At 37.4% G+C, this 21,151-nt stretch carries 15 protein-coding genes; 8 read left to right on the top strand and 7 right to left on the bottom strand.

The window, feature by feature from the left end; genetic code table 11:
• Positions 1-98 precede the first annotated feature (98 nt).
• Positions 99-1,133, top strand: coding sequence for a phosphate ABC transporter substrate-binding protein PstS (gene pstS, locus I2F23_RS11740; RefSeq protein WP_195772783.1), 1,035 nt, complete (start codon positions 99-101; stop codon positions 1,131-1,133).
• A 51-nt stretch (positions 1,134-1,184) separates the two neighbouring features.
• Here pstS and rpmA read toward each other — a convergent pair whose 3' ends face one another.
• Complete coding sequence (gene rpmA, locus I2F23_RS11735; protein WP_195772782.1) at positions 1,185-1,442, bottom strand: 50S ribosomal protein L27; 258 nt, start codon at positions 1,440-1,442, stop codon at positions 1,185-1,187.
• Between the two features lie 18 nt (positions 1,443-1,460).
• A complete protein-coding gene (gene rplU, locus I2F23_RS11730; protein WP_023272536.1) occupies positions 1,461-1,772 on the bottom strand; it encodes a 50S ribosomal protein L21 in 312 nt (103 codons plus the stop codon).
• A gap of 340 nt (positions 1,773-2,112) precedes the next feature.
• On the opposite strand from rplU, the gene sdsA reads away from it, so the two are divergent.
• From sdsA to adeC, 5 genes are all read left to right on the top strand, one after another.
• On the top strand, positions 2,113-3,090 hold the full coding sequence (gene sdsA, locus I2F23_RS11725; RefSeq protein WP_195772781.1) for an All-trans-nonaprenyl-diphosphate synthase: 978 nt from the start codon (positions 2,113-2,115) through the stop codon (positions 3,088-3,090).
• 14 nt (positions 3,091-3,104) lie between these two features.
• On the top strand, positions 3,105-5,162 hold the full coding sequence (locus I2F23_RS11720; protein ID WP_195772780.1) for a site-specific recombinase: 2,058 nt from the start codon (positions 3,105-3,107) through the stop codon (positions 5,160-5,162).
• 662 nt (positions 5,163-5,824) lie between these two features.
• Positions 5,825-7,051, top strand: coding sequence for an efflux RND transporter periplasmic adaptor subunit (locus I2F23_RS11715; RefSeq protein WP_195772779.1), 1,227 nt, complete (start codon positions 5,825-5,827; stop codon positions 7,049-7,051).
• Positions 7,052-7,057: 6 nt separating this feature from the next.
• A complete protein-coding gene (locus I2F23_RS11710; protein WP_195772778.1) occupies positions 7,058-10,234 on the top strand; it encodes an efflux RND transporter permease subunit in 3,177 nt (1,058 codons plus the stop codon).
• A complete protein-coding gene (gene adeC, locus I2F23_RS11705; protein ID WP_195772784.1) occupies positions 10,234-11,700 on the top strand; it encodes an AdeC/AdeK/OprM family multidrug efflux complex outer membrane factor in 1,467 nt (488 codons plus the stop codon). The genes I2F23_RS11710 and adeC overlap by 1 nt, the downstream gene beginning before the upstream one ends.
• Before the next feature lie 41 nt (positions 11,701-11,741).
• Here the strand turns inward: adeC and I2F23_RS11700 are convergent, their stop codons facing one another.
• Complete coding sequence (locus I2F23_RS11700) at positions 11,742-12,425, bottom strand: hypothetical protein (protein WP_195772777.1); 684 nt, start codon at positions 12,423-12,425, stop codon at positions 11,742-11,744.
• Positions 12,426-12,571: 146 nt separating this feature from the next.
• On the opposite strand from I2F23_RS11700, the gene I2F23_RS11695 reads away from it, so the two are divergent.
• Together I2F23_RS11695 and I2F23_RS11690 are read left to right on the top strand one after the other, a co-directional pair.
• Positions 12,572-15,475, top strand: coding sequence for a valine--tRNA ligase (locus I2F23_RS11695; RefSeq protein ID WP_195772776.1), 2,904 nt, complete (start codon positions 12,572-12,574; stop codon positions 15,473-15,475).
• 194 nt (positions 15,476-15,669) lie between these two features.
• Entirely contained in the window at positions 15,670-16,452 is a 783-nt protein-coding gene (locus tag I2F23_RS11690; RefSeq protein ID WP_195772775.1) for a BUD32 family EKC/KEOPS complex subunit, read from the top strand.
• On the opposite strand, the gene I2F23_RS11685 is transcribed toward I2F23_RS11690, so the two are convergent.
• From I2F23_RS11685 to I2F23_RS11670, 4 genes are all read right to left on the bottom strand, one after another.
• Positions 16,449-17,786 carry an ATP-binding protein gene (locus tag I2F23_RS11685; protein WP_195772774.1) on the bottom strand — a complete coding sequence of 446 codons (1,338 nt, stop codon included), beginning with the start codon at positions 17,784-17,786 and terminating at the stop codon, positions 16,449-16,451. The two genes, I2F23_RS11690 and I2F23_RS11685, sit on opposite strands and share 4 nt — an antisense overlap.
• Positions 17,787-17,791: 5 nt before the next feature.
• The gene (locus tag I2F23_RS11680; protein WP_195772773.1) at positions 17,792-18,469 is read right to left on the bottom strand and encodes a response regulator transcription factor; all 678 of its coding nucleotides are present in this window, start codon (positions 18,467-18,469) and stop codon (positions 17,792-17,794) included.
• 17 nt (positions 18,470-18,486) lie between these two features.
• A complete protein-coding gene (locus tag I2F23_RS11675; RefSeq protein WP_195772772.1) occupies positions 18,487-20,133 on the bottom strand; it encodes a phosphoethanolamine transferase in 1,647 nt (548 codons plus the stop codon).
• 182 nt (positions 20,134-20,315) lie between these two features.
• On the bottom strand, positions 20,316-21,151 hold an 836-nt coding region (locus I2F23_RS11670; protein WP_195772771.1), incomplete at its 5' end, for a DcaP family trimeric outer membrane transporter.

Here is a 21,151-nt window from a genome sequence, read left to right as displayed (position 1 = left end):
ATATATTATTGTAATAATTGAATTATAAAATTCCATGCCTTGATTTAACCTTAAATCATTCAAAGTTAAATATAAATTATCAAAATCAAGGACAATTTATGCGCTTTTCCTCTAAAAATCTTTTAAGAAAATCTGTTATAGGTATCATAACACCACTATTTTTTTCATTCATCACTCAAGTGCAAGCATCTGAAATTAAAGGTGCTGGGGCAACTTTCGTTTATCCTGTACTATCAAAATGGTCAGAAACTTATCAGGCAAAAACTGGAAACCAATTAAATTACCAACCTATCGGGTCTGGAGGAGGTATCGCACAAATTAAAACAGGCGCAGTAACGTTTGGTGCATCAGATATGCCTCTAAACTCTGAAGAGCTAAGTAGAGCTGGTTTAAAACAATTTCCTATTGTTATTGGCGGTGTTGTACCCGTAGTAAATATTGAAGGTGTTGTACCTGGGAGTTTACAACTCACAGGACCTATTTTAGCCAATATCTATATGGGTAAAATTACTCAATGGAATGATCCACAAATTCAAAAATTAAACCCTCAATTAAATCTTCCTAACCAACGTATTTCAGTTATACGTCGCTCTGATGGTTCAGGGACTACATTTAATTGGACCAATTATCTTTCAAAAGTTAGTCCGACTTGGAAATCTCAAGTTGGTGAAGGTACATCTGTTGCATGGCCTGTGGGTATAGGAAGTAAAGGAAATGATGGTGTCGCACGCTCAATTAAGCAAATTAAAGGCTCTATTGGTTACGCAGACCTGACTTATAGTTTAAAAAATAATTTAAGCTATACAGCCCTACAAAATAAAGCAGGTAAATTTGTACAACCTGATCAGAAGTCTTTTCAGGCTGCCGCAACAGATACTCATTGGAGTCCAAGCACAGATTTTTATAATATTATGACGGATGCTTCAGGTGAGCAATCTTGGCCAATTACAGCAACGACCTTCATTATTATGCGCAAACCAAATCCAAAAATAGAAGTTGATAATAGTGAAGCATTAAAATTTTTTAAATGGTCTTTAGAAAATGGGCAAAAAGATGCTCAAACATTAAATTATGTTCCACTTCCACCCTCTTTAATTAAAAGCATACAAGATTACTGGTCTAAAACACTCTAAAATAAAAAAGCTCGCAAATATGCGAGCTTTTTTTTATGTAATGATTAAATCTTAAACAGATTCAACAGTTACATAACGACGGCCAAACTGACCTTTCACTTCAAATTTAACTACGCCATCAGATGTAGCAAATAAAGTGTGGTCACGACCCATACCAACGTTTGCACCAGCGTGAAACTCAGTACCGCGTTGACGAACAATGATGCTACCAGCTGCGATAGATTGACCACCGTAAACTTTAACACCTAGCATTTTTGGGTTTGAATCACGACCGTTACGTGTCGAACCACCAGCTTTTTTATGAGCCATGTCTCTTACTCCTCGTGATTAGCCTGAAATACCAGTAATTTTCAACTCAGTGAACCATTGACGGTGACCTTGTTGTTTACGGTAGTGTTTACGACGACGCATTTTAACAATACGAATTTTGTCGTGACGACCATGACTAACCACTTCTGCAGTTACTTTAGCGCCAGCTACAACTGGAGCACCGATTTGAACGCTGTCACCGTTTACAACCATTAATACATCATCAAATGTAAGAGTTGTGCCAGTTTCAGCTTTCAATAATTCAACTTTAAGGGTTTCGCCTTCAACCACACGGTGCTGTTTACCACCGCTTTGGATTACTGCGTACATAGGTGTACTCCAACTTGCCCGTGTCGCCGTGCCAGTAAAGGAATATACTGATCTTAAAACGAACGCCACTGGGGGTATATAAAGGGGGATTATTTTAAGTAAAAAATGGGAAAACAACAAGTCCTATCAGTTGTTTTTTTCTTATACAATCATTTCATCAATACAACTGCCTAATTTTAGAAAGAATAGGCACCAAAGAGGCAGAAGTTTTATAAAGAATGTTCGTTTTTGTGGTATAAAACGGAGGTTTTATCGCTAACTCTAAAGTATTACACTCAATCACGAGTATCACTTTAGTCTTGAAAAAAACGTTTCTACATCCTTAAAGGTTTTTAATTTTATGGCCATCGACTTCAAGCACGATATTCTTGCACCTGTTGCTGCTGATTTTACTGCAATGGATAAATTTATTAACGAAGGGATCAGCTCAAAAGTTGCACTAGTTATGTCTGTCAGCAAACATGTGGTAGAAGCTGGTGGTAAAAGAATGCGGCCTATTATGTGCTTACTTGCTGCCCAAGCTTGTGGTGAAACAGATCTACTACGCACCCAACGCCTTGCCGCAGTCATAGAAATGCTACATACCGCAACGCTTGTGCACGATGATGTTGTTGACGATTCTAATTTACGCCGTGGCAGACCAACAGCAAATGCAACTTGGAACAATCAAACAGCAGTGTTAGTCGGAGATTTTCTGATTGCAAGATCTTTTGATCTTCTTGTTGATCTTAACAATATGCCACTTTTAAAAGAGTTCTCTACAGGGACATGTGAGATTGCTGAAGGTGAAGTATTACAGCTTCAAGCACAACACCAACCCGATACATCAGAAGAAACTTACTTAAATATTATTTATGGTAAAACCTCCCGTTTGTTTCAGTTAGCAACCGAAGGGGCAGCTATGCTGGCAGGAACACCAGAATACAGAGATGGTCTAAAACGTTATGCTGGGCACTTTGGAAATGCTTTTCAAATTATTGACGATATTTTAGACTATACATCCGATGCAGAGGTATTAGGTAAAAATATTGGTGATGATCTTATGGAAGGTAAACCAACTCTTCCGCTCATTGCTGCTTTAAAAAATACAACTGGACCTGAACACGATATTATTTATAAGAGCATTGCCACTGGTGGTCTTAGCGATTTAGATCAGGTAATTTCAATTGTACAAAATAGTGGTGCTTTAGAATATTGCAGACGCCGTGCTCATGAAGAAACTCAAAATGCCATTAATGGTTTAAATGTACTTCCTGAAAGCCCTGCTAAACAAGCACTCTACAATTTGGCAATGATGGCGCTTAACCGTATTCAATAATAAAAGTTTAAACTATGAATAAAAAATCATTTAATGTGGTTTATAACGAAATAAAACAACAGCTTGGACAAACTCAAGCTGTTTTAAACGAACAACCACTCGTTCATCTCATAGCTATAATTAGACCTAAAAATCCTAAGAACACACAAGAAGTAAAAAAAAATATTCAAATATTTATTCAGACATTGGAGGAAACTCCTCATTTTAAATATGTACTTAGTCAATACATTCTAAAACTTATTACACAGTACAAACAATCTAACCTATATGCAGACAGTGGTATTTTGGCACTCGATGGTTTTTGGAATCAGCTTAATCAGCGCATGATGTACCATCTTCTTCCACCCATTATTGACCACGCTCAAATTAAAGAACTTATTGGAAAAGTTTTTTATTTGTCTAGCGATAAGTATTGGTTGGAAAGTATAGAAGTTTCAGACTGGAAATTAATTTTCGAGCAACTCACTATTGAGCAAGATTTACTTGTAGAAAAAAGTCAGATTAAAGAGAATATTCTTAAAGCAATTAATATATTAAGTTATCGAATTAGTGGGATCGGTTTATTTCCTGAACTACTTTATGCCGAACCAAAACTGAATGAACATGAGTCACCATTTCTTGCACAAAATCGTGAAATTACAGACTTCATTGCAAAATATAAAAACTCTATAGAGAGTGCCCAACAAGTTGGAGTATATATTCCACCCGATGCTGCACAAGCATTTGTAATGATTGAACAGTGCTTAGGTGTAGTCAATGGTATTCGTCGCTCCACAAAGCGGATTGGCGTAAGCTTAACACTTACTTATTTACTAACTGTTCTAGAACAAAGTTTAGAACGATTAGAAATTCTTCTACAGATTGTCAGTGATCATACACAAACACAAGGCAAAGCTGTGCATGATTTGCTTTACGATTTGGTCAAAGCGAATCATAGTGAAAAACGTGTTGGTGCGCTGCTTTCAGCGAATAGTGAATTACTTGCGCTTCAAGTGACAGAGAATGCCAGTAAAACTGGTGAGCACTATGTCAGCACAGATAAAAATGGCTTTTTTGCAATGTACAAGGCAGCGGCAGGCGCAGGTACAATTATTGCTACGATGTCTGTAATTAAAATTCTTCTCGCAAGACTTTCTCTTGCACCTATTTTACATGCACTTACTTACAGCATGAACTATAGTTTAGGGTTTGTTCTCATTCATGTTTTACATTTTACAGTTGCAACCAAACAGCCCGCAATGACGGCTGCTGCACTTGCAGCGACTGTACAACAAAGAAAAGGGTCTAGAACTACTCAACTGGCAGAACTTACAGAACTTATTGTTAATATTATTCGCACTCAGTTTATTGCTATATTGGGTAATATTTCAATTGCGATCCCTGTTGCGGCAATCATTACACTTTCATGGCCAGCATTATTTGGGGAAAAATTACTTAACAATATTAAAGCCACCAATCTTTTACATACTTTAGACCCGTTTACTTCCCTTGCCGTCCCACATGCAGCAATTGCAGGTGTATGTTTATTCTTATCAGGCTTAATTGCAGGCTATTTTGATAACATGGCAATTTATAGAAAAATAGGACCTCGTCTTAAAATGCATCGTGGCCTGCGTAAATTGCTTGGAGAGAAACGTCAAAACAAATTTGCCGACTATATTGAAAGAAACTTAGGCGCAATTTCTGGGAATTTTCTCTTTGGTATTATGCTTGGCAGTATGGGAACACTGGGCTTTATCTTAGGCCTACCTTTAGATATACGTCATATTGCTTTTGCTTCTGCAAACTTAATACAGGGTTTACTTTCTGTGAGTGGGAGCCCTGATCTTGGTTTAATTTTAATCTCTTGTTTAGGAGTAGCTCTAATTGGTTTAACAAACTTGTTTGTAAGCTTTAGTTTAACCATTATTGTGGCCTTACGTGCCAGAAGAGTGAAATTCGAACAATGGAAACCTCTTGCTAAACTTGTTCTCACACACTTTTTTACCCGACCTAGTGATTTCTTCTGGCCACCTAAGGAGAAAGTATCAATAACCAATGACGTAAAACAAACACAAAAAAAAGATAACTAAATTTATTTTCAGTTATATTTCTACAGTATCTGTATATAAATTATGTAGAGCCGATTTGTATCTTGAAAAAAAGTGTACTGGCGAGTACACTTTGACTCATTAACCCTAACAATCTGCTAACTTTAATAGGTGTAATACATGGTGTATTACTTATTTTTCATAGGTAGTATTCTTTTAATGTGTAAGCACACTGTGCCCTACACTCATGTTTTTCAACCTAAATATTGGATATATTCTCCCCTTCTATACATTAGAAATACGAGCAATTTTCCATATAGCTTCATCCTAAACTGGAATATAAAACAGATAAGCCGTACATCATTTTTTCTGAAATATGTTCTTTCCATATACTGCTTTTATTTAACTTTAAAACAATATGGCAAAACTTATTTTTTAAAATATTGTGTAGTTGACCTTATTTTTTACATATATCCCAAAGTACAGATTGTTAAGAACCCTACACGATATTTCACGGTATCGAATGTATTTTTGCTTTTTCTTGGGTTAAAAAATCATGCGCCTTCCTATAGTTTCGGAAGGTAAAAATTATGCAAACTAAAGAATTGGCCATATTTGGGTTTCTTTACTTATTGGTTCTACTTATCATCATAAGTAAACAAAATCTAACAATGAAATTTAAAATTCAAAAAGAGGTGAAAAGAATGAGGTCAGCTAAACTTTGGGCACCAACATTCAGTGCTTGTGCTTTGGCTGTAAGTTTAGCCCTTACAGGGTGTGGAAAAGACGCTTCGTCAGACGGTCAAAGTGCAGGTCAACAACAGGCACCTACTCCAGAAGTTAGCGTTCTCACTGCACAGCCACAAAGTGTAGAGCAATCTATCGAACTGTCGGGGCGTACTACAGCTTACCAAGTATCAGAAGTGAGACCACAAACAAGTGGTATTATTTTACGTCGCCTGTTCACAGAGGGGAGTTTTGTTCATGAAGGGCAAGCGCTTTATCAACTTGACTCTCGTACAAATAAAGCAAGCGTAGAAAATTATAAGGCAACGCTATTACAACAAGAAGCGAACCTGAAATCACTGCAAATTAAATTAAACCGCTATAAGGAATTGGTATCTAGTCATGCAGTTGCAAGACAAGATTATGATGACCTTGTTGGACAAGTAAATGTAGCCAAAGCACAAGTAGATGCTGCACGTGCACAAGTAAGCAATGCTGAAGTTGACTTAGGCTACTCAACGATTCGTTCACCAATTTCAGGTCAATCAGGGCCTTCCTCTGTTACAGCAGGCGCACTTGTGACTGCGAATCAAACCAATTCTTTGGTAACTATTCGTCAGCTCGATCCAATCTATGTTGATATCAATCAATCTAGTACCGAGCTTTTGCGTTTACGTCAAAACTTAAGCCAAGGTAGTATCGATCGTAGTAATAACACTAAAGTTAAGCTCAAACTTGAAGATGGAACCTACTACAATACTGAGGGGACTCTTGCCTTCTCAGATGCCAATGTAAATGAGCAAACAGGTACCGTTACTGTACGTGCAGTATTTCCAAATACTAAACACTTACTGCTACCAGGAATGTATGCAACTGCTGAAATTTCACAAGGCGTTATTCCTAATGCATACTTAATTCCACAAATTGCTTTAACACGCACGCCTTCAAATGATGCGGTTGTATCGATTGTAAACGAAAAAGGTGCAGTAGAATCTCGTGTTGTACAAACGTCTGGCACACAAAATCAAAACTGGATCGTTACTAAGGGGCTAAACCCTGGTGATAAAGTAATCGTAGATGGTGTTGCTAAAGTAAAAGCTGGTCAGCAAGTGAAGATTAAACCATATCAACCTGCAACAGAAGAAAAGCCAGTAAATACCAATCAAGCTCAATCTCCATCCAACCAAAACACAGCAAAAGGGTAGGATAAGATGGCTAGATTTTTTATACACCGCCCCATTTTTGCATGGGTAATTGCCTTAGTGATTATGCTCGCAGGGATTATCTCTCTGTTTAGTATGCCTATCGCACAATATCCAACAATTGCTCCACCTAAAATTTCTATTGCAGCGACTTACCCAGGTGCATCTGCCCAAACCATTGAAAATACAGTAACACAAGTTATTGAACAGCAAATGAATGGGTTAGATGGTTTACGTTATATTACCTCAACCAGTTCTGCGACAGGTTCAGTAGAAGTTGACGTCAACTTTAAGCAAGGGATTGATCCAAATATTGCACAAGTACAAGTGCAAAATAAGATGCAGACTGCTCTTGCCTCTTTACCTGAATCTGTTCAACGTCAAGGCGTAACGATTAAGAAGTCTGGTGCAAGCTTTTTACAAGTTATTTCTTTTTATTCGCCAGACAATAGTCTAAACGGCGCGTACATTAAAGATTACGTAAACAGTCATATTTCAGACCCTCTTAGTCGTGTTGCTGGCGTAGGTGAAGTACAAGTCTTTGGTGGCTCTTACGCTATGCGTATTTGGTTAGATCCAGCAAAACTGACCAGTTACCAACTAACACCTGCAGATATTTCAGCGGCAGTACAAGCACAAAACACACAAGTTGCTGGCGGCCAATTAGGTGGTGCTCCTGCAGTATCTGGTCAAGTAATTAACGCAACCGTTAATGCTCAAAGCCTATTACAAACACCTGAACAATTTCAAAACATTATTTTGAAAAATAATGCAGGTGCAATTGTACGTTTAAAAGATGTAGCTAAAGTTGAGTTAGGTTCATCGAATTATGCATTTGACTCGAAATTTAATGGTAAACCTGCTGCAGGTATTGCTATTCGACTATCAACAGGTGCAAACGCACTTGAAACTGCAAAAAATATTGAATCTGCTTTAGCAAGCTTAAGACCAAACTATCCAGATGGTTTAAAAGATACAATTGCATTTGACAGCACACCATTTATCAAAATTTCTATTGAAAATGTAGCGCACACCCTTGTTGAAGCGGTTATTCTTGTATTCATCGTCATGTTCTTGTTCCTACAAAACTGGCGTGCAACAATTATTCCGACACTTGCGGTACCTGTTGTTGTTCTTGGAACATTTACAGTTATCAATATTTTAGGCTTCTCTATCAATACACTCACGATGTTTGCAATGGTACTTGCAATTGGTCTTTTAGTAGACGATGCAATTGTTGTTGTAGAGAACGTTGAACGTATTATGACAGAGGAACACTTAGACCCTGTTACAGCTACTGAAAACTCAATGACGCAGATTTCTGGTGCGTTGGTGGGTATTACCACAGTTTTAACGGCTGTATTTGTACCTATGTCCTTTTTCACAGGAACAACAGGTGTAATTTATAGACAGTTCTCTATTACACTTGTCACTGCAATGATTCTCTCATTAATTGTTGCACTGACATTTACACCTGCACTTTGTGCCACTATTTTGAAAAAGCACGATGAGAATAAACCAGAAAGCAACTCAATCTTTGCGCGTTTCTTCAGATGGTTTAACCATAGCTTTGATCGTATAGCACATCGCTATCAAAACGGTGTGAATCGAATGACTCACCACCGCTTAATTTCTGGTGTGTTTTATATCTTACTCGTGGTTGTTTTAGGTTTCCTTGTAAAAACACTTCCAACTTCATTCTTACCAGATGAAGACCAAGGGGTTGTTTTAACACTTGTACAGCTTCCAACCAATGCAAGTTTGGAACGTACAGACAAGACGTTAGATCAGATTACCGACTACTATCTTCATAAAGAAAAAGATACTGTCGAGTCTGTATTTAGTGTTTCTGGTTTCTCGTTTACAGGACAAGGTCAAAACCAAGGTATTGCATTCGTACGCTTAAAAGATTGGAGTGAGCGCAAAACACCAGAAACTCAAATTGGTGCTTTAACTGGGCGTGCGCTTGCACTAAATGCGATCGTAAAAGATGCAACTTTAATCTATCCACTTCAGCTCCCAGCAATGCCTGAACTTGGTACAAGCCAAGGCTTTGACTTCATGTTAAAAGATGTGAATGGTCAAGGGCATGAAAAATTACTGGCTGCACGTAACGCAATTTTAGGTCTAGCATCTAAAGATAAACGTATTGGCATGATCCGTCCAAATGGTATGGAGGATGAACCACAGTACCAAGTAAAAATTGATCAAGCCAAAGCTGGTAGTCTAGGTGTGAGTATCGCAGATATTAACACGACTATGGGCGTTGCATGGGGTGGTAGCTATGTAAATGACTTCTTAGATCACGGACGTGTGAAAAAAGTTTATTTACAAGGTCAGTCGGATTCACGCATGATGCCAGATGACTTAAACAAATGGTACGTTCGTAGTTCTGCAGGAAGCATGGTTCCATTCTCTGCATTTACATCTGGAAACTGGACATATGGTTCTCCAAGCCTAATACGTTATAACGGTGTTTCAGCAATGGAGCTTCAAGGCTCTCCAGCAAACGGCGTTAGCTCTGGTGAAACAATGCTTGCAATGGAACAGATTATGCAGAAACTTCCTTCTATGGGCTTATCTGGCTTCTCGTATGAGTGGACAGGTCTTTCTCTAGAAGAACAAGATTCTGGTTCTCAAGGGGTATACTTGTATGCGCTTTCATTGCTTATTGTATTCCTTTGTCTTGCAGCACTTTATGAAAGTTGGTCAATTCCATTTTCAGTACTATTAGTTATTCCACTTGGTATTATTGGTGCTGTAGCCCTAACCTACTTCGGTTTCTTCGTTCTAAAAAATCCAAATCTGGTCAACAATATTTACTTCCAAGTCGCCATGATCTCTGTCATTGGTCTTTCGTCTAAAAACGCAATTTTAATTGTAGAATTTGCGAAAGAACTTCAAGAACAAGGACAAGAGCTTTTTGAAGCAACTTTACATGCTGCAAAAATGCGTTTACGTCCAATCATTATGACAACACTCGCATTTGGTTTTGGTGTACTTCCATTAGCACTTTCTACTGGTGCTGGTGCTGGTAGCCAACACTCGGTAGGTTACGGTGTACTTGGTGGTGTAATCAGCTCATGTTTATTAGGTATTTTCTTTATTCCAGTATTCTTTGTCTGGATTCGTAGTATCTTTAAATATAAACCAAAAACTGCAAATACTCAGGAGCATAAATCGTGATGCAAAATATATGGTCGATTACAGGTCGTAGTATTGCAGTCTCCTCTCTTGCGTTTGCTTTGGCTGCCTGCCAAAGCATGCGCGGGCCAGAGCCTGTTGTAAAATCAGATATTCCTACAGACTATGCGACTCAGCATAGTTCTGGGGTATCGATTGCAGAACAAGGGTATAAAGATTTTTTCTCTAACCCTCAACTGGTCAAAGTTATAGACCTTGCATTGCAAAATAATAGAGATATGCGTACAGCAATCTTAAATATTCAAAAAGCACAAGCACAATATAACATCACAGAAAACAATCGCTTACCAACACTTGGTACAAGCGCAGAATTTGACCGCTCACGTTCTAAAAGCGTACTGACTGGCCAACCTGTAACTGGAAATGTTTACTCAGCAGGTCTTGCCGTAACATCGTATGAATTAGATTTTTGGGGAAGACTCAAGAGTCTAAAAGATGCTACATTAGATAGTTATCTTGCAATGCAAAGTACACGTGATGCAACGCAAATTAGCCTGATTAGTCAAGTTGCAGAAGCTTGGTTACAATATTCTTATGCAAATGCCAATTTGAAACTCGCTGAAGACACGCTGAAAACTCAGATGCAAGCATATAACCTGAATAAAAAGCGCTTTGATGTAGGTATAGATAGCGAAGTACCTTTACGTCAAGCACAAATTTCAGTAGAAACGGCTCGTGCAGATGTAGGGACATATCGTACACAAGCAGCACAAGCACAAAACGCATTAAACCTATTGGTAGGACAGTCTGTACCAACAGAGCTTCTACCAAACAGTACAATTCGTAGTGTGACAAATGAAAAAACTTTTGCAACTGGACTAAGTAGTGATTTACTGAATAATCGACCTGATATCCAACAATCTGCATATAGTTTAAGTGCAGCTGGTGCAAATATTGGTGCTGCAAAAGCACAACTTTTCCCAACGATTAGCTTAACCAGCTCTGCGGGATTGGCTTCATCTGAACTTTCTGATCTATTTAAATCAGGTTCATTCATTTGGTCGGTTGCACCTTCTCTAAATCTACCAATTTTTGATTGGGGCACACGTAAAGCAAATGTTAAGATCTCTAAGGTAAACCAAGAGCTTGCATTGGCTTCATACGAAAAAACCATTCAAACTGCATTTAAAGAAGTAAGTGATGCATTGGCAACACGTGCAAATATTGGCGAACGTCTAGATGCCCAACGTAGTCTTGTATCTGCAACCAATCGTACTTACCAACTCTCTAATGCACGCTATCGTGCAGGTGTGGATGGCTATTTAAATGTACTTACAGCTCAAAAAGATGCTTATACTGCTCAGCAAGCATTACTTAGCTTAGAATTAAGTAATCTAAATAACCAAATTGAGTTGTATAAAACGTTAGGTGGTGGTGTCAAAGCGTACAGCACAGATCAAACCTATCATCAACCGTCTAGTGCAGAAGTACAATCTAACAATAAATAATCATTTAAAAAAACCCACATAATACATGTGGGTTTTTTATTTTATGCTTCATGATGCAAAAATTGAATAAAATGATCGATATAATAAGGTGCAGAGCCAATTTCTACTTCTTTACCCAATGAAGATAAACGCTTATATGCCATATTTGTACTCACCTGAATAACGCCATTCAGTGTTTTATCTACAACTAAATTAAACTTCAATAAAGCTTTGGGTTGCCGAATTAACTGATCAACACCGGCATCAATGATCTGATTCAAACAATCAAATGCTGGTGCAATTTCACTTGCATCCCCTCCACGAATCACTTCAACCTTATCTAAAGTATTTTTAATCACAGCAGGGTCTACGTCATATCTAACATATACTTGATCACCTTCACGCCTTACCATATTTGCAAAATAATTTACCAATGGTGTTAAGCGCTCATTACTAAACAGTGCGATTGCCCAAGGTAAATATTTTTTAAACGCAGATAATACATGTTCAATCACTTTCTCAGAATCTGCTGCAATCTGATGACCTTCTGGTCGAGTTAAACGGCGTTTTTGTTGCTCAAGCAGGTTTATAAATGCTTGTTGAATCACTTGTACTGACACATCTGCTAAAACATCACCTAATTCATGCGCTAACTTCTTTTTTTCCCCAGCTTGAAGGCGCTGCTGAATAGAAATAAATTTTTCATAGGTTTGTGTTTCTACTCGTAAATATACCGCATACGACATAAATCAAAAATCCCAAATTATTTTGCTATAAGTTACCACGTTATTCACTTTGTTGTTATATCGCACAGAGTGATACATGTCCGCTCAAGTATTATTTTTTTTGCTACAATACCTCTAATTATTCATTCACTTTTGATCTGTTTACTATGACTGACTCACAAGCTACTTCAGCTCAGAATATTGCAACAACTTACGATCCAACTGAGATCGAAAAAAAATGGTATAAAACTTGGGAAGAAAATGGTTATTTTAAACCATCTGGCCAAGGCGAGTCTTTTTGCGTCATGATTCCACCGCCTAATGTCACAGGTAGTCTACACATGGGTCATGGTTTCAATAACACCATTATTGATGCATTTACACGCTATAACCGTATGATGGGAAAAAATACCCTTTGGCAGCCTGGTACAGACCATGCAGGTATTGCAACACAAATGGTTGTGGAACGCCAACTTGCTGCTGAAAATATTAGTCGCCATGATCTAGGCCGTGAAAAATTTATTGAAAAAGTTTGGGAATGGAAAGAGCAATCTGGTGGCAATATTACTCGTCAGATTCGTCGTTTAGGCTCTTCTGTAGATTGGTCTCGCGAACGCTTTACCATGGACGAAGGACTATCTCATGCTGTAAAAGAAGTATTTGTTCAACTTCACGAACAAGGTTTAATCTACCGTGGTAAACGTCTTGTAAACTGGGACCCTAAGTTTCAAACTGCCCTTTCCGACTTAGAAGTTGAAAACCATGAAGAAAAAGGCTCTTTATGGCATTTCAGATACTTTTTTGAAGACCAATCACTTAAAACCCAAAATGGTGACAATTACCTTATTGTTGCAACAACACGCCCTGAAACATTACTAGGTGACAGTGCTGTTGCAGTACACCCTGAAGATGAACGTTACCAACATCTTATTGGTAAAAACATCGTTCTTCCAATTAGTGGCCGTCTCATTCCTATCGTTGCAGATGAATATGTAGAAAAAGATTTTGGAACAGGCTGTGTAAAAATTACACCTGCACATGATTTTAATGACTATGAAGTAGGTAAACGTTGTAACCTACCAATTATTAACATTTTTAATAAGAATGCAGAAGTACTTGCCGAGCTTGAATATATCGCAAAAGCAGGTGAACAAATTTCAAAAACCATTCCTGCGCCAAGTGATTATGTTGGCTTAGAGCGCTTTGAAGCACGTAAGAAAATGATTGCTCAAGCTGAAGCTGAAGGTTGGTTAGAAAAAATTGAACCTTATGACTTAAAAGCTCCACGTGGTGACCGTTCAGGTGTAATTGTAGAACCACTACTTACCGATCAATGGTATGTAAAAATTGCGCCTCTTGCTGAGCCTGCTGTAGAAGCTGTAAAAGATGGTCGTATTAAGTTTGTTCCAGAACAATACACCAACATGTATATGGCTTGGATGAACAACATTCAAGACTGGTGTATTTCTAGACAACTTTGGTGGGGACACCGAATTCCTGCATGGTATGACGCTGAAGGCAACGTATATGTCGGACGTAACGAAGAAGAGGTTCGTCAAAAACATAACATTGCAGACCATATCGAACTCAACCAAGATGAAGATGTCTTAGATACATGGTTCTCCTCTGGGCTTTGGACATTCTCAACATTAGGTTGGACAGGTGATGCTGCAAAAGATGCACTCAACGATGCTTTAAAAACATTCCATCCTACAGATCTTCTCGTAACAGGCTTTGACATCATTTTCTTCTGGGTTGCCCGTATGATTATGATGACTATGCACTTTATGAAAAATGAAGATGGTACGCCTCAAGTCCCATTCAAAACAGTCTATGTGCATGGACTTGTACGTGATGGCGAAGGTCAAAAAATGTCAAAATCTAAAGGAAATGTATTAGATCCTCTAGACCTTATTGATGGTATTGATCTTGAAAGTCTTGTGAAGAAGCGTACTTTTGGTTTAATGAATCCAAAACAAGCAGAAAAAATCGAGAAATCTACCCGTAAAGAGTTCCCAGAAGGTATTAGCTCATATGGTACAGATGCGGTACGTTTTACATTCTGCGCACTTGCAAATACAGGTCGTGACATCAAATTCGATTTAAAACGTGTCGAAGGTTACCGTAATTTCTGTAATAAAATTTGGAATGCAACTCGTTTTGTTTTAATGAACATTGAAGGTCAAGAAGTTGCTCAGACTGCCAATCCAGACCTATGGGAACTTCCTGAAAAGTGGATTATCAGCCGTCTACAAAAAGCCGAAGCAAATGTACATCAGGCTTTTAAAACTTACCGTTTAGACATTGCTGCACAAAATATTTATGACTTTATTTGGAACGAATATTGTGACTGGTATGTTGAGCTGACAAAACCAGTTTTAAACGATGTAAATGTGTCTGCTGAACGTAAAGCCGAAGTTCGACGTGTACTTCTTAGTGTTATGGAAACCTCTTTACGTCTTGCTCACCCACTCATGCCATATCTTACAGAAGAAATTTGGCAAACTTTAGCTCCAATGGTTGGTCGTGAAGGTCATACTATCATGACAGCAAACTATCCTGTTGCTGAAGAAGAGAAAATAAATGAGCAGGCTGAAACCGATATGAGTTGGTTACAAAGTCTAATTGGTGCAGTTCGTAATATCCGCGGTGAAATGGGTCTAGGCAATGCGCGTCTATTACCCGTATTACTAAAAAATATTACAGATGCTGAGCAAACCCGTATTGAACGTATTGAACCTCTATTTAAAGCACTTGCAAAAGTTGAAAGTATCGAGTTCCTTACCGACTCACAAGAGCCACCTCTTTCTTCATCAAGTGTGATTGGTCATGCATCTGTATTCGTACCAATGAAAGGTCTTATTGACCCTAAAGCGGAACTTGCTCGTCTCCAAAAAGATTTGGACAAGGTTCAAAAACAACATGATCAAATTGCAAACAAACTTGCCAATGAAGGTTTTGTGAAAAAAGCACCGCCGGCTGTCGTAGAAGGTGAAAAAGCAAAACTTGCTGAGTTTGTCGCACAGCTTGAAAAGGTAAAACATAATATGGAACAGATTGCAAATTTGTAATCTCTTATTTTCTTAAAAGGGGCTGAAAAATCAGCCCCTTTTTTTATATTTTAGAAAGGAAAATTTCATTTCACCCTCATAAAAACCTAATAAAATCATGGTATAATTTGTATAGGACATATTTATCTATAAAAACTATAAAATATAAATAGTCTGGATGACTCCCTAATCAAATCGCTGCACCAAGATCATATATGCAAAAATATCAAACGTTCCTTACTGAACATATCAGTAAACAAACGTCGTCAATTGAATCTTATATTGTCGATGGCATCAAAGTGTGGTTAAAAAAAGCAAGTATCCGTCATCCTTGGTGGATTTACCTTCCATTACTTTGGCTTTCTAAATTCCTCAACTTGCAGATTTTGACACCTGTTCCAAACTATGGTGGAAGAAAATCTATTCTTTGTGAGATGAAACGCATTCGAGAGTTACATCATATTGGTATATCTGTACCTGAAATACTGGCTGAAACCCATGATGGTGTTCTCATTCAGGATATCTCATATACAGATCAAGGATTGATGCAATTAGATGAAGCCTTAGGTCGTCAAGAATCTCTGAATGATCGGATTATTCTTTTAAGAAAAGCCATTATTGAAATTAAAAAGATTCATGCAAAAGAGAGTTATTTGAGTGAGGCATTTGCAAGAAATATTCTGGTCGACAGTCAGTTTAATATTTCATTTATAGATTTTGAAACAGATCCAGGTTACTTTTTAGATTTACAAACTTGCCAAGCGAGAGACTGGTTATGTTTAATCTTTTCTACTGCATTTCGTTTTAATCACAATGAATCAGAAGCGATTACAAACTTATTAAAAACTGAATTAGCAAGTGAATCTAAAGTCATTAAACAACTGAGTACAGTCGGTATTCGCTTTAAATGGCTCAATAAAATAGGTATCGACAAATTAGGAAGGGATGGTAAAAGAATGAAGTCTGCATTAGACCTCTTAGAGGCATTATCTCATTAAGTGGTTTCTGAGGCGTGAATTTTTAAAGGGATTTGTACGGATACTTTTAGTCCACCAAGTTCCTCGCTTTTACCTAAAAATAAATTCCCCCCTGCCCGTTGTGTTGCCTTCTGTACAATAGATAGCCCTAAGCCACTACCGACTTCTAAATGATGATGCACACGATAAAAACGTTTTAATACTTCTTCATACTTTTCTTTTGGAATACCCGGACCACTATCTTCAATACATACGTAACCTAACTTTTGATCTTTTTCTTCATATACAGAAATATTAATCACCCCTGAATGTGGCGTATATTTAATTGCATTATCAATAAGGTTATAAATAATAGAATGGATCGTTGGCTCAAAATTTTGTACTAATACCTCATCATTACGTTCAAAACCTAAATCTATCTCTTTCTCCATTGCAAGATTCATTAACTGTTCTACGCAATTCAACGCAATATCATTAAGTAAAAACTTTTTGGGCTGTTCAGATACATGTAATGCTGTATCTTGTTTCGCTAATGCCAACAACTGACTAACTAAATGCTGTATACGTGCCAACCCTTTACTTAAATTTAACAGTGCAGGATTTTCAGGAAAATCTCTAAGTAAGATTTTAGTTTGTAGATTTAAAGCCGTAATGGGTGTTCTTAACTCGTGGGCTGCATCTGCAATAAATTGCTTTTGCTCTTGTTGGGTTGTAGAAATTCTATCAAATAAATAATTAATTTCTTTTACAGCAGGCAACAATTCAATCGGGTACTGTGTATTGGTCAAATGAGTTAGTTCATTCGAATCACGTTGTGCTAGTTCACTTTTTAAATCATCTAGAGGTTTAAGACTTCGTTTAATAATCCAAACGATAATTAACATAGCCAATGGCATAATCAGCAAAAATGGCAGAACCATACTGCCTGCTAATTCTAGTGCAAGCACTTGTCTCACACGTTGGTGCTGACTCACCTGAACTTGATAATCTTTCGTAGGTAAAACATAGGTATACCACGTACCAGAATCTGTTTCATGCTGATAAAAACCCGCTTTTTTTACTTGTGGTACGAGTAATTGATTCTTTTCTAATTCATCAATGTCATCATAAGACCAAATATCAACAAATAATTCTTCTTGCTGTTTGTCTGGATCTAGATTTAATTGGCTATGCGTATTTTTCAGATCAAGTCTTGTTGCCCGACTTGCTAAAAACTGCATTTGTGCATCTAAAATACGTGTTAACTCTTTTAGTGCAATATGGTAGGTAGAAAACATAAGAACACACGCCATTACCACACTCAAAAGTGAAGTAAGTACAACAAGGCGAGTATTAAGTGAACTATGCTTTTCCATCGACTTTAAGAATTGTGTCCTAAACGGTAACCTAAACCACGAATGGTACGAATAAAATCTTTACCTAATTTAGTACGTAAGTGATGAATATATACTTCAATCGTATTACTCGAAACTTCACTGTCAAAATCGTATAACTTATCTTCTAAATTCGCTTTAGAAAAAATTTTATTCGGATACATCATTAAAGGAATTAAAATAGCCCATTCACGATTAGATAACTCAATCATTTGACCTTTATAACGTGCAATATGTTGTTCAATATCTAAAACAAGTTCGCCATTATTTAAAATTTTATCTGCTGGGGTATTTTGTGCATCTAACCCTGCACGTCTTAGCAAGGCATGAATTCGCGCAAGCAACTCTTCAAACTCGTAAGGTTTAACGAGATAATCATCTGCTCCTTGATTGAGTCCATCTACTCTATTTTCAAGTTGATCGCGTGCTGAAATAATAAGTACAGGTGTCTGAGTTTTCTGACGAATCTGTTTAAGCACTTGCATACCATCCATCATAGGTAGACCAAGATCGAGTAAAATCATGTCATATTGGTTTTTTCCTAGATGAGACAAGCCGTCTAAACCATTATTAAACCACTCTACCTCAAAACCATGGTATTTCAGCAAAGTAATCGTAGACTCTGCAATCATGAAGTCATCTTCAATTATTAATATTTTCGTCATAGTATTTACTGCTCTATTTATTCACTGTGACAATACGACAGCATGTTTAAATCTGGATTAATCACATGCGTTTTTATATCAAGTAAACTTAATATTGTTGGAAATAAATTATCTTGACCAACAGTACGTGTTTGTTGAGATTGTAAACACTTCGATTGAGCCATGTTATTTTTATGCCATGCCTGTGAAAACCACATCATCATTGGTATATGTGTTTGTTGAGAAGGTGCAAATGCATACGGTGCACCATGCAAATACAAACCATTTTCTCCTGTAGATTCACCATGGTCAGATAAATACCAAAAACCTGTTTGATATTTTTCATTTTTCTCAAGATTTTTAATGACCTGACTCAAAATGTAATCTGTGTAAACAATACTATTATCATAAGTATTGATCAATGCTTGATGTTCACAATTTTGAATGGTATTTGTATTACAAATAGGCTTAAAGCGCTCAAATTGCGGTTGAGTACGCTCATAATATGCTGGGCCATGGCTTCCCACTTGGTGCAAGACAACTAATTGAGGTCTTTTATCCTCTTTAGGAATTGTAGATACATACGATTCTAGACTGTCGACAAGAATTTCATCATCACACTCACCTGTAGGCTTACAATATTTAGCTTTCAGGTTTTCAGGAATCTGATACTGATGAACGCGGTCACAAGCACCTTTACAGCCTGAATTATTATCAATCCAAGTGACGTTATAACCCGCACGTTGTGCAATATCTAGCAATCCTTCCCTATGTGAAGCTAACCGACTGTCGTAACTCGTTCTTGGCATACCTGAGAACATACACGGTACAGAAACTGCTGTTGCCGTACCACAAGAATGGGCATCTTTAAAATTAATCAAATCATTAATTTTAGAAAGCTCTGGATTAGTATTTCGCTGATAACCATTTAATGAAAAACTTTCTGCACGTGCAGTTTCACCTACGACCAGAACCATTAATTTTGGTTGTTCAGGTATTTTTGTAAATTGAGCATCTTCACCATAGTGTATTAGAGGTAAAGGTTTATAAGATAATTTTTTGTAATAGCTTAAACCTGAATTAAATACATTATTGGGAGAAATTAAGTCTCGAATATCTCGATGCCCACGAAATAATGAACTGAAATCAATATAACTCATATAAATAACAGCGCCAGCAACTGCTAAAGTCACAATAATACTGGTCAATTTCTTCAACAAGACTTTGAAAAAATTTTCTTTTTTGGCTGGCAAAAAGCATAGAACAAGACTAGGCAATATAACAAACAAGAAAACCCAAAATGCTAGATCGCTTGAGATGAGTGCAAATGCCTCACGAGAGTCAGTCTGCATCATATTTTGGATTTGTTCTGGGGTAATCATAATACCCAAAGTATTTACAAAATAAGAACTAAGCCCCCCAATAATAAGCAATAAAACAGCTACAATTTTTTTGGACCATTGCCATGAAATTAACTGAATTACAATAAAATAGTATGAAACAAGAACAATTACTAAAGAAGCAACCCAAAGCACTGCTTCCATACCATGCAGTTCAGAATACATCAGTGCTTTTTTAAAGAAGTTTAAATTAAGTGCACAAGCCAACCAAACTGCAAGAATGAAGTTAAACCTCCCTAAACTCAAAACGGGCATTTTACTTCTGATGAATTGAAACAAAGGCATGAATAACTACTTCCGCTAGAATGATTGCAATTTAAGTTTTTGAACTTAAGAAAGACTTAAACTATTTTTTATACATTCAAAATAAACAAAATGTACGCGCGCACTTTAGCAGATTTAAAGAAAAAAACCGCAACAGATAGATCTATTGCGGTTTTTTTAAACTAAAACTGACTTGCTATAGCTTAGAAACTATATTTAGCCATTAAGTTTAAGCGAGAGTAATCACCTTTATCCGATGTTGTTGCAGTACTTGCAGCAAACGTTTGACGTTGACCATAAGTATATTCTGCACCAATATCAACATTCTTCACTGGCGTGTAGAATGTGTTCAAAATAATATTGTACTGGGTCTTATTTGCACTTCCAGAATTCTTCGCATAAGCGTTCGTATCATTATACCAAATACCACCTGCAGCTAAACCAGAGCGCCATTCTGAATTCCACTTATGACCATAACCTACTAAAGCAGAGTTAAATTCAGATGGGTTGATGTTATAAGAAGTACCATTTGCAGTCGCTACATACGCACTATTGCTGTAAAGCATATAACGGCCATCGCCTTTTGCATGGTAGTAGTTTGCAAATAATGTATCGTTTGGTGTTAAGCTATATTTTGCACCAACACCTACGCCCCAGCCTAACCCTTCTTTGTCATTGCTATCATTGGTAGCTACACGGTTTTCATGAAGTAAACCATGAACCTGTAATAAACCTTTTTTATCTGCAGTTGCAATATCATATCTTGCAGTTAAAGCAGGTAAACGACCGCCACCAGATGTTTGGCTTGTGCCACTGAAGTTATCTACGTCACCACCTTCAACAGCAACTAACACTTTTTGGTTTTTAGTGATTGGTTGTGTATAGCGTACTTGAACTGTACGTTGACTTCCTGAACCCATAGGACCATTCGGATCGACAACTTCTGGTGTAGTATCTACGTTCACAAATGGAGAAGCTGTTTGACCAACTAACCATTTGTCTAAAGACATATAAGCATGACGTACACGGAATGAACCAT

It is taken from the genome of Acinetobacter pollinis, assembly GCF_015627175.1.
Classification (GTDB): Bacteria; Pseudomonadota; Gammaproteobacteria; order Pseudomonadales; family Moraxellaceae; genus Acinetobacter; species Acinetobacter pollinis.
The sequence above is the reverse complement of the archived record's forward strand: the minus strand, read 5'-3'. Positions and strand labels throughout refer to the sequence as shown.

Bases quoted from the DNA above. Each gene is read 5' to 3' on its own strand.
- pstS (WP_195772783.1), top strand. From the start codon at position 99: ATGCGCTTTTCCTCTAAAAATCTTTTAAGAAAATCTGTTATAGGTATC.
- rpmA (WP_195772782.1), bottom strand. From the start codon at position 1,442: ATGGCTCATAAAAAAGCTGGTGGTTCGACACGTAACGGTCGTGATTCA.
- rplU (WP_023272536.1), bottom strand. From the start codon at position 1,772: ATGTACGCAGTAATCCAAAGCGGTGGTAAACAGCACCGTGTGGTTGAA.
- sdsA (WP_195772781.1), top strand. From the start codon at position 2,113: ATGGCCATCGACTTCAAGCACGATATTCTTGCACCTGTTGCTGCTGAT.
- I2F23_RS11720 (WP_195772780.1), top strand. From the start codon at position 3,105: ATGAATAAAAAATCATTTAATGTGGTTTATAACGAAATAAAACAACAG.
- I2F23_RS11715 (WP_195772779.1), top strand. From the start codon at position 5,825: ATGAGGTCAGCTAAACTTTGGGCACCAACATTCAGTGCTTGTGCTTTG.
- I2F23_RS11710 (WP_195772778.1), top strand. From the start codon at position 7,058: ATGGCTAGATTTTTTATACACCGCCCCATTTTTGCATGGGTAATTGCC.
- adeC (WP_195772784.1), top strand. From the start codon at position 10,234: ATGCAAAATATATGGTCGATTACAGGTCGTAGTATTGCAGTCTCCTCT.
- I2F23_RS11700 (WP_195772777.1), bottom strand. From the start codon at position 12,425: ATGTCGTATGCGGTATATTTACGAGTAGAAACACAAACCTATGAAAAA.
- I2F23_RS11695 (WP_195772776.1), top strand. From the start codon at position 12,572: ATGACTGACTCACAAGCTACTTCAGCTCAGAATATTGCAACAACTTAC.
- I2F23_RS11690 (WP_195772775.1), top strand. From the start codon at position 15,670: ATGCAAAAATATCAAACGTTCCTTACTGAACATATCAGTAAACAAACG.
- I2F23_RS11685 (WP_195772774.1), bottom strand. From the start codon at position 17,786: ATGGAAAAGCATAGTTCACTTAATACTCGCCTTGTTGTACTTACTTCA.
- I2F23_RS11680 (WP_195772773.1), bottom strand. From the start codon at position 18,469: ATGACGAAAATATTAATAATTGAAGATGACTTCATGATTGCAGAGTCT.
- I2F23_RS11675 (WP_195772772.1), bottom strand. From the start codon at position 20,133: ATGCCTTTGTTTCAATTCATCAGAAGTAAAATGCCCGTTTTGAGTTTA.